The following is a 12,938-nucleotide window of genomic DNA, read 5'->3' as shown; positions in this document are numbered from 1 at the left end:
GGGCGCGCACCGTGCGTCATCAGCGCGCGGCCGACGATTGCGTACGGTGACGGAACGCGGCCCGTAGGTCCCGCCCCGCCCCCGCCCCGCCACTGGCACCGCCCCGCCCCTGCCTCCGACCCCGCCCCGACCGCCCGTGGGAGTCGCCATGTCCATGCTTCTGATCCGAGGAACGTTCAAGGTGTCCGGCGGTGCCCGGCCGGACGGCGACACCCTCCCCTTCATCCCCGACGACGTGGCCGAGTGGAGGCTCGTGCCGGGATGCACGCGGATCCTGCCCGGCGCCGACGGCCGCGCCCCCGTACGACTCGAAGGGGTCGACGCGCTGGAGACCCACTACGGGGTCGGCGAACAGGAGCAGCACCAGCCGCTCGAGTTCGCCCACCGGGCCGCGGACGAGCTGCTGGGCTGGCTCGGCTTCACCCACGTCCAGCGCCACGACGACGAAACCGTCACCACCGTCCCCGAACAGGTCCCCGGCTACATCCTCACCCGGGGCACCGACGCCCACGGCCGCTGCGTGGCCCTGGTCGGCCGCCGCGTCCCGCCCGCGTACAGCGGCTACTGGATCGACGTCAGCGAGAAGCAGCTGAAGAAGACCGCCAACTACCACCTCGTGGCGTCCGGCCTGGCCTACCCGACCTTCTACACCGGCCTGCCCGGCTTCATGCGCGGGGTCTTCTCCGACGCCGCCCAGGCCGCGAGGGCGGCCACCACCCCCGAAGGGCGGGGGCTGTGGGCGGCGGACGTGACCCTCACCGGGGCGAAGATCACCGGAATGTCCTCGCTCACGGCCCGCAACGGCGCGGTGATCCTCCCGAAGCTGTTCCGCCGGCTGAAGGACTACCTGGACCTCAACCCCGAGGACCCGTCGCTGGCCTGCTTCCCGGCCTTCCTGGCCGGTGCCGCAGACACCTACCGCATCCCGCAGCGCCCGAAGCAGCTCACCGGCCTGCAGCACATCGTGGAGATCAGCAACGGCCACACCGTACGGATGACCCACCATGCCGAGGAGATCGTCTTCGACGAGAAATGAGCGGGTGGGTCCTGCCGGCGTGGTCCGCTCCGGCAGGACCCGGCACCGCAACGGCGGGGGAACCGCCGTGCGGGGCGAGGGGTCAGCTCGCGTTGCTCACGATGTACGCACGCACCAGCCTGCACGTCGTGTTCGACGGCCGGTGGATCCCCGTCCGCACCGCCACCGAGCGGATCTTCCGGTTGGTGGCGCGCCGCGCGTCGTACGTACCCGAGTCGAGCAGGGATATCGCCAGCCGCATCGCCTTCAGCCGGCGGTTGTGGCTCTCGTACCACTCCCGGGGGAGCCCCGCGGGCAGCGGCTTCTTCTTGACGGGCCGAAGCGTCTTGGCAGTGGCCATCTACAGCCTCCCAAACGGTAGTTGGCTTCCTGTCGTACTCCCTCGATTTTACCGGGGGGCACTGACAGAAGCCCCTGGCCAGACGGGCTCTGACTAGGCTGGACGCCATGGAAATCTGGATCAACCCCGCCTGCTCGAAGTGCCGCAGCGCGCTGACGTTGCTCGACGCGGAAGGCGCCGAATACACGGTGCGCCGCTACCTGGAGGACGTACCGTCCGAGGCCGAGATCCGCGCGGTCCTGGACCGGCTCGGCCTGGAGCCGTGGGACATCACCCGCACCTCGGACCCCCTTGCGAAGGAGACCGGCGTGCGCGACCTCCCGCGCGAGGAGACCGAAGAGGCCCGGGCCCGCTGGATCGCGCACCTGGCCGCGCACCCGAAGCTCATCCAACGCCCCATCATCACCGCCGACGACGGCACGGCAGTCGTCGCCCGCTCGGAGGAAGCGGTCCGCGAGGCCCTCTCCCGCCGCCCCTGAACGGGACACCACCGGCTGACGGGCCGGTCGGTTGACGGGCCGGTCGGTTGACGGACCGGCTGACACGCCGACGGGTCGAGCGGCTCCCCCCACCTGGCCGCCGCCGGGTTGCCCTGCGCCAGCGCCGCCGCCGACGCCAACGCCGACGCCAACGGCCCGGGGGCCGGCGCCGCTTACCCTCCCCGGTATGACGTCCGACGACAGCGACACCGTCCCGCGCGGGGACACCCGGGCCGCCCCCGGCCCGGGTGGCGGCGCCGACCTGCATCTGGAGCTCCCCCCACACGGCGCCCGCCGCACCGTCCTCGCCCAGGCCCTCCGCGAAGCCGTCCGCAGCGGCCGGCTCGCCGGCGGGACCCGACTGCCGCCCTACCGGGCCCTCGCCGCCGACCTCGGGCTGGCCCGCAACGCAGTCGCCGACGCGTACGCGGAACTCGTCGCCGAGGGCTGGTTCACGGCCCGGCAGGGCTCCGGCACCCGCGTCGCCGAGGGGGTGGCCACCACCGACGAGCCGACCGCCCCGGCCGCGCCCGCCCCCGAGGGACCCCTCCACGACCTGCTCCAGGGCAAGCCGGACCCCGCGGCCTTCCCGCGGGGAGCCTGGTCCACCAGCGCCCGGCGGGCCCTCGCCCAGGCCCCCACCGAGGCCTTCGGCCCGGGGGACCCGCAGGGCCGCCCGGAGCTGCGGCGGGCACTGGCCGCATATCTGTCCCGGGCGCGGGGGGTGCGTACCGGCCCGGGGAACATCGTCGTCTGTTCCGGCTTCGCCAACGGCCTGCGCCTCCTCGCTTCGCTGCGGCCCCGCGATTGGGCCGTGGAGGAGTACGGGCTGCCCTTCCACCACGGCATCCTCGACGCCGCCGGGGTGCGCCCGCATCCCGTACCGGTGGACGTGGACGGCGCCCGCACCGACCTCGTGCCGGCCGGGGCCCGCACCCTGCTCCTCACCCCCGCCCACCAGTTCCCGACGGGTGCCCGGCTGCTACCGGCACGGCGGGCCGCGGCCGTGGAGTGGGCCCGCACCACGGGCACACTGATCGTGGAGGACGACTACGACGGCGAGTTCCGGTACGACCGCAAGCCGGTCGGCGCCGTCCAGGGGCTGGACCCCGGGCACGTGGTCTATGCGGGCTCCCTCAGCAAGTCCCTGTCCCCCGCGGTCCGTCTCGGCTGGCTGGTCCTGCCGGACGACATGGTCGGGCAGGTGCTCGCGGCGAAGGGGCAGCGGGAGTCCTGGGCCAGCGCCCTGGACCAGCTGGCGCTGGCCGACTTCATCGAATGCGGTGCGTACGACCGCCACGTCCGGCGCATGCGCCAGCGCTACCGCGCCCGCCGGGACCGTCTCGTCGAAGCCTTGGCGTCCCGCGTTCCGGACGTCCGGGTAACCGGCATCTCCGCGGGGCTGCACGCCGTGGTGGACCTCCCACCGGGGACGGAGCAGGCCGCCCTGGCGGCGGCCCGCGCAGCGGGCCTCTCCCTGGACGGCCTGTCGGCCTACCACCATCCGACGGCCCCGACCCCGCCCCGCGAAGGCCTGGTGGTCGGCTACGCCGCACCCCCGGAGGCGGCCTTCGGCAGAGCGGTGGAGGCGCTGGTCGGGGTGGTGAAGGAAGTGGTGAGGGGGGTGGTGTGATCAGCCGGGGAGTGGGGTGGAGGGCTGGGCGGGGGCCGGCAGGCGGGCACCTTCGGCGGGCATCCGGCTCATCGCAGCCCCTGCGCAGGGTCCACCGCGGGTTCGCTCCCGCCCCCGCGCTTCCTCATCCCGTCCTCACGCACCGACCTCGTAGGCTGTAACCCCAACAGAAGGGACATAGCGCAGCAAAAGGACGGAGCAGTCTTGACCCCCCACCGCCACGACCACCCCGCCAGTCGTCACGACCCGAACAACCCGGACACCCCCCACACCCCGCGAGCCCCCCGGATTCCCCTCACCCCACCCCACCGCGGGGCCGACTGGATGTTCTGCGGGGTGTACGGGACCGTGCTCGCGGCCGGGCTGTTGGCTGCGCTCGACGAGAAGGGTGCCGAGTACACCCCGTTCCAGGACGCCGTTTGGGTGTTCGTGACCGCCGCCGCCGCGGCCCTGGCGCACGGGTACGCGCACCACATGGCCGGTCACCAGCCCGGCTCCGCAGGGCACCGGTGGCGCATGCTGGTGCGGGAGGTGCTGCACGAGTGGCCGCTGATCGCGGCCACGTTGCCCACCGTGGCCCTTCTCGTCATCGCCGGGTTCGCCCACTGGGACGCCCCCGTGGTGACCACCGTCGGCCTCTGCCTCAACACAGCGCTGCTGTTCGGCTGGGGCTCTTTCGTGGCGCTGCGGGTGGGCTACCGGCTCCGTTCCTCACTCCTGATCGGGGCCGCGGACTCCGCCATCGGGGTGGTCATCATCGCGGCCAACGCCGTGATCAAATAAGTCACTTTTCAGACCGCGGATTTCGGTCCCGACCGTAGTGTGCATGGCTGTCGCCGCCCGGATTCCGAAGGTGCTCTGGTTCGGGGGCCCGTTCCACGAACAGGAGACCCATGCGTACCGCACTGCTCAAGCACGTGGGGCGAGCGGCGGCCTTAGCCGCTCTCGTCCTCGCCACGTCCCTCGGCGGTCCGGCCGTCGCCGCCCCGGCCGATCACACCACCCTCCAGGCACAGGCCGTCCCCGCGGGCCTCGACCGACGTGCGCCGAAGCCGATCGACGTGAAGATCACCGGGTCCGGCATCGAGGCGCCGGAGTCCGCGCCGGCGGGCCTGGTGTCGTTCAGCGTCACGACCGATGACTCGAACGGGCGCTTCCTGCAGGCCTTCCGGCCGCACCCCGGCGTGACCGTGGACCAGGTGCTGGCCGATCTCGCCAAGGCCGTCAGCCGCAAGCCGATCCCCACCGCCGAGGGCATGCTGGCGGTGCGCGACGAGGCGGAGATGTTCGGCGGGGCCCAGGTCACGGCGTCGGTGTCGGAGACGTTCACCACTCCGATCACCGCGGGCGAAGTCGTCCTCCTGGACTTCAGCGCCTTCCTCCAGGACCCGGCGCACCCGATCACCCGGACGCTGCGGCTGCACGGCAACCAGCGGCCCGGCAGGCCGACGGGCTTCCCCGACGGTTTCGTGCTCGCGCGGGACACCCCGGACGGCCCCCGCTTCGACGTCCACGGCCTGAACCGGACGGGGGACACCGTCCTGGTGCACAACGCCTCGCAGGAGTTGCACGAGGTGGGGATACAGCCCGTCGCACCCGGCACCACGGACGCCCAGATCCAGGCGGTCTTCGACCGCACCGCGCCCGGCCCGCTGCCCTACACCGGGCGGCCCGTGGGTCTCGGCGTCATCTCCCCCGGCCGCTCCGTGCTGCTGGAGATGCGGAACCTGCCCCCGGGTACGTACCTGATCGCCTGCTTCGCCCCGGACGGGAAGGCCGGGCTCCCGGACGCGATCAGGGGCATGCACAAGGTCGTCGTCCTGACCTGACGCGGCTCCGGCGTCCGGGGGCCAGGGCCGGCTCCGCTCAGCCGCTCACGCCCCCAGCTGTCCCTCCGCCTCCGCCAGGATCTCCGTCAGCCGGGCCGCGAACCGCGCGTCGCGCGGGTCCGGTACGCCGGTCCGGGCGGCGGTGAGCAGCGCGTCCAGCGCCCGCCCGTACGCGCCCGGTACGTCGGTCCAGTTGGGCAGCGAGTAGACCCCCTCGGCCCCGCGCACCTCCAGCCCGACCCCGGCTGCCGCAACGGGCGCCCCCAGGCTGAGCACGGCGGTGCTCGCGGCGCCCGAGGTGTGGCGCAGGGCCAACTGGACCACGTCGGAGGGCCCGCGGGCGGCGGTGACGGAGGTGACGTCGCCCAGGACCGGGAGCAGTACGGACAACGCGTGGGGGCCGACGTCCCACAGCCCGCCCTTGGCCTTGCGCCAGGGCGAGTCGGCGTAGGCGCTGGGTGCACCGTCGGGCGGGAACACGGCGCCGAGCCAGTGGGCGGCGGCGGTGAACCAGCCGGTGCGGCGGGCCTGTTCCTCGACCCAGCCCGCGGCGGGCTCGGCGAAGCGGAGGGTGAGGAAGACGACGGAGGCGACGCCGTGCCGGTCGGCGGCGTCGGCGACGGCCCGCGCCTCCTCGACGGTCGTGGCGACGGGCTTGTCGAGCAGCAGTCCGCAGCCGGCCGCGGCGGCGCGTACGGCGAGGGGGGCCTGAACGTCGGGCGGGAGGGCGAAGGCGGCGACGTCGCAGTCGGCGAAGAGGGCGTCGGGGTCGTCGTACACCTTCACGCCGTAGGCGTCGGCCAGCTCGGCGGCGGCTTCGGGCCGGCGGCCCCACACGCCCGCGAACTCGGAGCCGGCGTGAGCGGCAAGTGCGGGGGCGTGGGTGCGGCGGGCCCAGGGGCCGGTGCCCAGGAGTCCCACGCGGGGCCGGTCGACGGCGGGCGGACGGATGGGTTCCGCGGGGCCGCCTGCGGAGGTGAAATCGTACGAACTGCTCACCCGCCCAGTCTGCCCCACCCGGCCGGGCCCGCTGACCGCAACCCGCACAAGCCGCCCGACCAGCGGTGCAAACCCCGGTAACACGAGGTTCACACATGGGCAACGGCAGAGAAATGGCCACCGGGCACGCTGCGGTCTACACCGCACTACACCGCACGAGCAGGACCACACACCGCAGCACCCGCAGCACCCGCAGAGTCTGCGCCGGAGCGACGCACCGTAAGGATGGGGCCCGTGAGCTACAAGGCTGAGTACATCTGGATCGACGGCACCGAGCCGACGGCCAAGCTGCGCTCCAAGACGAAAATCCTCGCCGACGGCGCCGAGCTGCCGATCTGGGGCTTCGACGGATCGAGCACCAACCAGGCCGAGGGCCACGCGTCCGACCGGGTCCTGCAGCCGGTGTTCTCCTGCCCGGACCCGATCCGCGGCGGGAACAACGTGCTCGTGCTCTGCGAGGTCCTGAACATCGACATGACCCCGCACGAGTCCAACACCCGCGCGCTGCTCCGCCCGGTCGCCGAGAAGTTCGCCGCCCAGGAGGCGATCTTCGGCATCGAGCAGGAGTACACCTTCTTCGACGGCCAGCGCCCGCTGGGCTTCCCGGTCGGCGGGTTCCCGGCCGCGCAGGGCGGCTACTACTGCGGTGTCGGCTCGGACGAGATCTTCGGCCGCGAGATCGTGGAGAAGCACCTCGACCACTGCCTGGCGGCTGGCCTGGACATCTCCGGCATCAACGCCGAGGTCATGCCCGGTCAGTGGGAGTTCCAGGTGGGCCCGCTCGGCCCGCTGGAGGTCGCGGACCAGCTGTGGGTCGCGCGCTGGCTGCTGTACCGCACCGCCGAGGAGTTCAACGTCTCCGCGACGCTGAACCCGAAGCCGGTGAAGGGCGACTGGAACGGCGCCGGTGCGCACACCAACTTCTCCACGAAGGCGATGCGCGAGGACTACCGCGCGATCATCGCGGCGTGCGAGGCGCTCGGTGAGGGCAGCAAGCCGCTGGACCACGTCAAGAACTACGGCGCGGGCATCGACGAGCGCCTGACGGGGCTGCACGAGACCGCCCCGTGGAACGAGTTCAGCTACGGCGTCTCCGACCGCGGCGCTTCGGTCCGCATCCCGTGGCAGGTGGAGAAGGACGGCAAGGGCTACATCGAGGACCGCCGCCCGAACGCGAACGTGGACCCGTACGTCGTGACCCGCCTGATCACGGACACCTGCTGCACCGGTCTGGAGAAGGCCGGCCTGGTCTGAATCCACCCCGCCGTGCCCGTCGGGCCGCCCTGCGGCCCGACGGGCACACGCGTACGTGGGGGTGCCTGACTGCCGCACGGCGGAACTCCCGTGACGGAACGTCGGTTCGACATCCGGCTCATCCGGCTCATCCAGGCCATCCAGGCCATCCAGGTCATCCGACCCGCTCATCTCGGCGTCGACGGGGCCTTGATCGCTGAATTTGAGATTCCGCTCCACGAGTTGAGACGGACCCTGCCCGGGGCCGAAGGCATCTGCTTCAATGGGCGCATGGCCAGCCCTTCACACACCTCGACCGGTCGCAGCGACCTCGAGCCGTTCTGGCCGTCCCGTCAGGATCATGACTTCGACCGGGTGTGTTGCCGCGCGACGAACGCGCCGGCCCTCTAAAGCCTCCCGGGATCGACCACAGCACACCTCCCCCGAGGCCTTCGGTCTGCGCGGTGCAACGAGGACGTACGTACGACGCACGCACGTCTCCTGCCGACCACTTCGCGTGAAAGAGCCGACCACCCATGTCCCAGACCCACTCCCGCTCCCGGTCCCTGACGTCCGCCGCCTCCGCTGCGACCGCCACCCTCCCGCCCCCTTCCCCTGCCCCCTCCGCCCCGCGGCACCGGTTGCGGGCCGTGGCTCCGGACGAGGTCGCCCGCGTGGCCGACCTGCTCCCGCCCGGCGCCACGTGGCTGCCCGCGCCGCAGCACGCACTGCCCGTGCTGCCGGGGCGGCCGCCGATGGTCGGCTACCTGGTGCTCGTACCGGCCGACCAGCAGCCTCCTTTCTCCATCGCCCCGCAGGCCGTCCCCGCCCCGGCCCCCGACTCCCCGGTCTCCACCGCCGGGGACGGCCTCGTCCGCATCGACGCGGCGCGACGCACCGCCGAGGTCGACGGCCGGGTCCTGGACCTCACCTACCTGGAATTCGAGCTACTGGCGCACCTGGTCGCGCATCCGCACCGGGTGCACACCCGGGACCAGCTGGTGACCACGGTCTGGGGGTACGGCCACGTGGGCGACGGCCGGACCGTGGACGTCCACGTCGCCCGCCTGCGCCGCAAGCTGGGCGCCGCCCACCGGGACGCGATCCGGACGGTCCGCCGGGTGGGCTACAAGTACGCCCCTTGAGCCACGCCCCCGGGCACGACAGTGGGCCCGTACTCCCCCCTGCGGAATACGGGCCCACCGGGCTCTTCGAAGCCGTGGCCGGGCGGTCAGCCGGCCACCAGCCGCAAGCCGCCGGTCAGCCGGCCGTCTTGGCGCGGCGCACCGCGACCGCCCCCAGCACCAGGTCGACCGCGAGGAACGCGACGAGGCTCATGCCGAGCAGCGGTACGAACCACCCGACCACCGCGGTCACCGCGGCGAGCGGCAGCAACATGCCCACCGGCACCTTCCGCCAGGCCCCGCGCGGCTGGGCGCGGCCGACGGACAGCGTGCGGTCCTTGGTGGGCCGGCGCAGCCACCACATCCGGTAGCCCCAGAAGACCAGGAACATCAGGGCGACGGCGAGGGCGGCGAGCGCGATCTGGTTGGCGAGCCCGAAGGTCTGGCCCATGTGCAGGTCGATGCCGAACCGCGTCAGCTTGGCGAGGAGGGGGTAGTCGGAGAAGTACAGCACGTCGAGGACGCGGCCGTCGGCGGGGTTGATGGCGACGGTGTCCAGGTTGACCGGGAACGCCTTGTCCTTCTCCTTGACCACGTACCCCTTGCCCTTGGCGGGGAGAGTGACCTGGAGGTCCTCGGTGGCGCCCGCGGCGCGGGCGGCGGCCACGGCCTTGTCGATGCCGATGTCGGCGGTGGGCGTGGCCGGGGGCATCTCCATGTCCTCGGTCATGACGTGGCCGGCGTGCTCGCCGCCGGCGCCGCCGGCGCCCGAGCCGCCAGGGGTGAGGGCGGCGGAGACCGTCGGGGTGGCGCCGCCGAGGCGGTCCTGGAGCTGGCCGATGTTCTCGCCGGCGTACTTCGACCAGGTCAGGCCGGTGACGGAGAGGGCGACGAGCCCGGCGACGGCCCACAGGCCGACGGCGCCGTGCCAGGAAAGGGTCTTGCGGCGGCCGGTGGCCTTGCGGTCGGGCAGGACGAGCTGTGCCTTGCGGGAGCGGCGGCGGCCGATCCAGAGGGCGAGGCCGCCGAGGGCGACCACCCACAGCCAGCTCGCGGCGAGTTCGCTGTAGTTCCGGCCGAACTCGCCCAGCTGGAGGCTGGCGTGGAACTCGCTGAGCCAGGCGCGCAGCGGCAGCGCGTCACCGGAGGTGGTCAGCACTCCGTTGACGTGGGCCGTATACGGGTCGACGAAGGCGGTGCGGGTCTGGCCCTCGGCCAGGCCCGGGGCCTCCATGATCACGCGGGTGGTCGCCTCGGCGTCGGGCGCGGGCCAGACGGCGACGACCTTGCCGCCGGGCTCGGCGGCCTTGGCCGCGGAGACCTGGGTGCTGAGCGGCACCGTGCTCTCGCCGACCTGGTCGACGGTCAGCTCGTCGGCGTAGATGATCTTCTCGGCCTGCCAGGAGCCGGCGTAGAGGAGACCGGTGGCGGCGGCGAGGAACAGCAGCGGGGCGATCAGGATGCCCGCGTAGAAGTGCATGCGCAGCAGCAGGGGCCGCAGCCCGGCCCAGGTGCCGGGCTTGGCGGAGGCGCCCCGGGCGGATTCGGGCGCGGGGCCCGCTCCGGTGTCGGTGGCGGATCCCGCCGCTCCGGTGGCGGATTCGGGCGATCCGGTGGCGGATTCGGGCGCGGAGCCCGCTTCGGTGGTGGTGGCGGCGTCCCGGCTACGGGTGCTTTGGGCCTCGTCAAGAGACATGCTCGTCCTAGGTGTTGGCGAAGACAGGGGTGGACCGGCCCCTGGTCTCGCCGCTCGCCCCGCCGGGACGGCGGGACGGAAGGTGCGCTGGTCAGGCGCAGGCAGGACGGCCGGGGGCCGTGGCGTGGGAGCTTCGCGGACGGGGCGGGCCGCGGCGCACGAGGGCGTGGGCGTGCACGGCCCCGCGCAGCCTGTGCGGGGGTGCGTACGGGGGCCGCTGGACGGGTGGGCGCGGCACCGGGACCAGGGCGGCGCGGGCCCGCACCAGTGCGAGCGCGCGGGCGAGCGGGCGGGACGCCAGCAGGGCGGTGGCGCCGAGGATGGCGGCGAGCCGGAAGACGGCGGCTTCGCCCCAGGCGAGCCAGACGGCGCAGAGCAGCCCGGCGAGGACGTGGGCGATGGTCATGCCGAGCGCGCCGTTGCCGGCCATCGCGGCGAGGTCGGCCGGCCCTGCGTTCCCGCCCGGCGCACCGGTCCAACCCGTCACACCGGTCACACCGGCCATGTCGGTCATGCCGGTCATGGCGGTCGCGTCCACACCACCCAGTGCGGCTTCCACGGGGTGGTGGCCGGGCGCGGGCTCCGAAGGGTTCCGTCCGGCGTGGTGGGCCGCGTGCCCCGACAGGCCCCCGGCCTGGCTCCCGGAGAAGACCAGGTGGATGACCCCCTGCACGGCGAGCACCGCCGCGCTGATCCCTACGGGCCCCCGGCGCCGGCCCGCGGCGAGCCAGGCGAGGCCGGCGGTCAGGGCGAAGGCGCCCAGAAGGCCCAGCGGGGAGATGTCCGTGCCGGACATGTGCGCGTGCCCCGCGGCACCGAGAGCGGTGCACACCGCAGCGAACATCGCGGCTCGTGCGGCGCGTATCGGCGCGGGGCTTTCTGACATGGCCGGAACATGTTGCCACAGCCCCGGCTCGGCGCGCCCGAGGGCGGTGTCCGATCATGGACGGGTGAATCCGATGCCATGGCCGCCGATAGCCGGCGCGGTGTACGCGGGCGGGGTCCAGATCGGGGCGTACGCCCTGGAGCGGCTGGGTCCGGCTGAGCGCGAGCAGGTGCTGCGGGACTGTTCGACCAATGTCGAGAACCTCTCCTCCGGGCGCTGGGAGACGCTGCTGAGCAGCGCACTCGTGGTGGAGGAACCCATGCCGCTGCCGTACGCGCTGCTACTGGTGGCCGTCCTCGGGTACGCGGAGTACGCGTACGGGGCCTGGTGGACGGCAGCGGTGTTCCTGTTCGGGCACGTCTCGGCCACGCTGCTCGTCTACGGGGTGCTGCGCGGGCGGGCCGGTCCGCAGACCCGGCGGGCCCTGGACGTGGGCACCAGCTACGGCTTCAACGCCGTGCTCGGGGCGCTGACCTCGGCGCTCCCGCGCGGCCGGGTCCGTACGGCCGCCCGGGCCGGGCTGCTGGCGGTGGCCGCGCAGCCGCTGCTGCGGCGGGGGCGGACCTTCACGGACGCGGGGCACCTCGTGGCCCTGGGTGTGGGGGTCGGGGTCTCGCTCGCCTTCGATTACCTATCCGGGACGAAACGTCTGAAAATCGGATGACTCGGAACGATGGCTCCGGAACTCGGGGCACCACTTTGCGCCACACGTCCTCTCCCCCGCACTCCCACCCGCCCCAGCACCCGAACCCGGACCCGGACCCGGACCCGCACCCGGACCCGCACCCGCACCCGCCGACCGATGGAGCCGCCACGATGACCGCCACCGCCACCCCCTCCACCACCGTCGCCAACCTCCGCGACCTCGGCGGAACGCCGCTCGCCGGCGGTCGCACCGTCCGCCACGGCCTGGTCCTGCGCTCGGGCCAGCTCGACCGGCTCGACATCGACGCCGACCCGGCCGTGGCCGCGCTGGGCCTGCGCACGATCATCGACTTCCGCACCGGCGCCGAGCGCGCCGACCACCCGGACCGCATACCCGCGGGCGTGCGCCACCTGATCGGCGATGTCCTCGCGGACAAGCTCAACTCCGGGCAGGCGCCCGCGGCCGCCCAGCTGAAGGACCTCCTCTCGGACCCGGTGGTGGCGCAGGAGCACCTGGGCGGCGGCAGGATCCAGGCGCTGTTCGCGGAGACGTACCGGGCGTTCGTGAACACCGCCTCCGCGCAGGCCGCGTACCGGATGCTGCTCACCGAGCTCGCCGCTCCGGAGGCGGGCCCGGTCCTGTTCCACTGCACGGCCGGCAAGGACCGCACCGGCTGGGGCGCGACCGTCGTCCTGGCGCTGCTCGGCGCGGACGACGACACCCTGATGGCCGAGTACCTGGCGGTGAATCCGGCGGTCAAGCAGGCCTTCGCCCGCATGATCGAGGGCTTCACGATGGCCGGCGGCGACCCGGACATCGCCCTGGCGCTGATCGGGGTGTTCCCCGAGTACCTGGAAGCCGCACTGGACGAGGTCCGCACCCGGTACGGCTCGATGGAGAAGTACGTGCGCGAGGGGCTCGGCGTCTCCGACGTGACGGTCGAGGCCCTGCGCACCCGCCTGACGGCCTGACGCAGACGGCCCGACCCGCCGAACCCGCCGCAAGCGGTTGGACCCGAACGTGTGACCTGGGGGCGG

14 protein-coding genes are annotated in these 12,938 nt (G+C 73.4%); 10 read left to right on the top strand and 4 right to left on the bottom strand.

Annotated features, from left to right (window positions below; all coding sequences use genetic code 11):
• Nucleotides 1-148: 148 nt before the first annotated feature.
• Nucleotides 149-1,036, top strand: a complete 888-nt coding sequence (locus ACFV7Q_RS18940; protein WP_385429739.1) for a nuclease — start codon at nt 149-151, stop codon at nt 1,034-1,036.
• A gap of 82 nt (nt 1,037-1,118) precedes the next feature.
• On the opposite strand, the gene ACFV7Q_RS18935 is transcribed toward ACFV7Q_RS18940, so the two are convergent.
• Nucleotides 1,119-1,376, bottom strand: coding sequence for a hypothetical protein (locus ACFV7Q_RS18935; protein ID WP_360639249.1), 258 nt, complete (start codon nt 1,374-1,376; stop codon nt 1,119-1,121).
• A 107-nt stretch (nt 1,377-1,483) separates the two neighbouring features.
• On the opposite strand from ACFV7Q_RS18935, the gene ACFV7Q_RS18930 reads away from it, so the two are divergent.
• The 4 genes from ACFV7Q_RS18930 (at nt 1,484) to ACFV7Q_RS18915 (ending at nt 5,317) form a co-directional block, all read left to right on the top strand.
• On the top strand, nt 1,484-1,855 hold the full coding sequence (locus ACFV7Q_RS18930; protein WP_385429737.1) for an ArsC/Spx/MgsR family protein: 372 nt from the start codon (nt 1,484-1,486) through the stop codon (nt 1,853-1,855).
• Between the two features lie 187 nt (nt 1,856-2,042).
• On the top strand, nt 2,043-3,488 hold the full coding sequence (locus ACFV7Q_RS18925) for a PLP-dependent aminotransferase family protein (RefSeq protein WP_385429735.1): 1,446 nt from the start codon (nt 2,043-2,045) through the stop codon (nt 3,486-3,488).
• 204 nt (nt 3,489-3,692) lie between these two features.
• Entirely contained in the window at nt 3,693-4,271 is a 579-nt protein-coding gene (locus ACFV7Q_RS18920) for a hypothetical protein (RefSeq protein ID WP_385429733.1), read from the top strand.
• Between the two features lie 110 nt (nt 4,272-4,381).
• Nucleotides 4,382-5,317 carry a hypothetical protein gene (locus ACFV7Q_RS18915; RefSeq protein WP_385429732.1) on the top strand — a complete coding sequence of 312 codons (936 nt, stop codon included), beginning with the start codon at nt 4,382-4,384 and terminating at the stop codon, nt 5,315-5,317.
• A gap of 45 nt (nt 5,318-5,362) precedes the next feature.
• On the opposite strand, the gene ACFV7Q_RS18910 is transcribed toward ACFV7Q_RS18915, so the two are convergent.
• Nucleotides 5,363-6,268, bottom strand: coding sequence for a Gfo/Idh/MocA family protein (locus tag ACFV7Q_RS18910; protein WP_385429768.1), 906 nt, complete (start codon nt 6,266-6,268; stop codon nt 5,363-5,365).
• A 282-nt stretch (nt 6,269-6,550) separates the two neighbouring features.
• Here ACFV7Q_RS18910 and glnII point away from each other — a divergent pair, with 282 nt between their 5' ends.
• The 3 genes from glnII to ACFV7Q_RS18895 all read left to right on the top strand — a co-directional run bounded on the left by glnII (nt 6,551) and on the right by ACFV7Q_RS18895 (nt 8,694).
• The gene (glnII, locus tag ACFV7Q_RS18905) at nt 6,551-7,570 is read left to right on the top strand and encodes a glutamine synthetase (RefSeq protein ID WP_385429731.1); all 1,020 of its coding nucleotides are present in this window, start codon (nt 6,551-6,553) and stop codon (nt 7,568-7,570) included.
• Nucleotides 7,571-7,660: 90 nt separating this feature from the next.
• Complete coding sequence (locus tag ACFV7Q_RS18900) at nt 7,661-7,960, top strand: hypothetical protein (protein ID WP_385429730.1); 300 nt, start codon at nt 7,661-7,663, stop codon at nt 7,958-7,960.
• Between the two features lie 125 nt (nt 7,961-8,085).
• Nucleotides 8,086-8,694: a winged helix-turn-helix domain-containing protein gene (locus tag ACFV7Q_RS18895; protein WP_385429728.1), complete on the top strand. Its 609-nt coding sequence runs from the start codon at nt 8,086-8,088 to the stop codon at nt 8,692-8,694.
• A gap of 115 nt (nt 8,695-8,809) precedes the next feature.
• Here ACFV7Q_RS18895 and ACFV7Q_RS18890 read toward each other — a convergent pair whose 3' ends face one another.
• Nucleotides 8,810-10,369 carry a PepSY-associated TM helix domain-containing protein gene (locus tag ACFV7Q_RS18890; RefSeq protein ID WP_385429726.1) on the bottom strand — a complete coding sequence of 520 codons (1,560 nt, stop codon included), beginning with the start codon at nt 10,367-10,369 and terminating at the stop codon, nt 8,810-8,812.
• 91 nt (nt 10,370-10,460) lie between these two features.
• Complete coding sequence (locus ACFV7Q_RS18885; protein WP_385429724.1) at nt 10,461-11,255, bottom strand: hypothetical protein; 795 nt, start codon at nt 11,253-11,255, stop codon at nt 10,461-10,463.
• Nucleotides 11,256-11,328: 73 nt separating this feature from the next.
• On the opposite strand from ACFV7Q_RS18885, the gene ACFV7Q_RS18880 reads away from it, so the two are divergent.
• Together ACFV7Q_RS18880 and ACFV7Q_RS18875 are read left to right on the top strand one after the other, a co-directional pair.
• The gene (locus ACFV7Q_RS18880; RefSeq protein WP_385429767.1) at nt 11,329-11,919 is read left to right on the top strand and encodes a rhomboid-like protein; all 591 of its coding nucleotides are present in this window, start codon (nt 11,329-11,331) and stop codon (nt 11,917-11,919) included.
• 152 nt (nt 11,920-12,071) lie between these two features.
• A complete protein-coding gene (locus ACFV7Q_RS18875) occupies nt 12,072-12,872 on the top strand; it encodes a tyrosine-protein phosphatase (protein ID WP_385429722.1) in 801 nt (266 codons plus the stop codon).
• Nucleotides 12,873-12,938 lie beyond the last annotated feature (66 nt).

Origin of the sequence: Streptomyces sp. NPDC059851 (assembly GCF_042732005.1) — a bacterium.
Classification (GTDB): domain Bacteria; phylum Actinomycetota; class Actinomycetes; order Streptomycetales; family Streptomycetaceae; genus Streptomyces.
The sequence above is the reverse complement of the archived record's forward strand: the minus strand, read 5'-3'. Positions and strand labels throughout refer to the sequence as shown.

Excerpts from the sequence above, each read along its gene's own strand:
- ACFV7Q_RS18930 (WP_385429737.1), top strand. The coding sequence starts at position 1,484 with ATGGAAATCTGGATCAACCCCGCCTGCTCGAAGTGCCGCAGCGCGCTG.
- ACFV7Q_RS18915 (WP_385429732.1), top strand. The coding sequence starts at position 4,382 with ATGCGTACCGCACTGCTCAAGCACGTGGGGCGAGCGGCGGCCTTAGCC.
- ACFV7Q_RS18885 (WP_385429724.1), bottom strand. The coding sequence starts at position 11,255 with ATGTCAGAAAGCCCCGCGCCGATACGCGCCGCACGAGCCGCGATGTTC.
- ACFV7Q_RS18890 (WP_385429726.1), bottom strand. The coding sequence starts at position 10,369 with ATGTCTCTTGACGAGGCCCAAAGCACCCGTAGCCGGGACGCCGCCACC.
- ACFV7Q_RS18935 (WP_360639249.1), bottom strand. The coding sequence starts at position 1,376 with ATGGCCACTGCCAAGACGCTTCGGCCCGTCAAGAAGAAGCCGCTGCCC.
- ACFV7Q_RS18880 (WP_385429767.1), top strand. The coding sequence starts at position 11,329 with ATGCCATGGCCGCCGATAGCCGGCGCGGTGTACGCGGGCGGGGTCCAG.
- ACFV7Q_RS18875 (WP_385429722.1), top strand. The coding sequence starts at position 12,072 with ATGACCGCCACCGCCACCCCCTCCACCACCGTCGCCAACCTCCGCGAC.
- ACFV7Q_RS18940 (WP_385429739.1), top strand. The coding sequence starts at position 149 with ATGTCCATGCTTCTGATCCGAGGAACGTTCAAGGTGTCCGGCGGTGCC.
- ACFV7Q_RS18895 (WP_385429728.1), top strand. The coding sequence starts at position 8,086 with ATGTCCCAGACCCACTCCCGCTCCCGGTCCCTGACGTCCGCCGCCTCC.
- ACFV7Q_RS18925 (WP_385429735.1), top strand. The coding sequence starts at position 2,043 with ATGACGTCCGACGACAGCGACACCGTCCCGCGCGGGGACACCCGGGCC.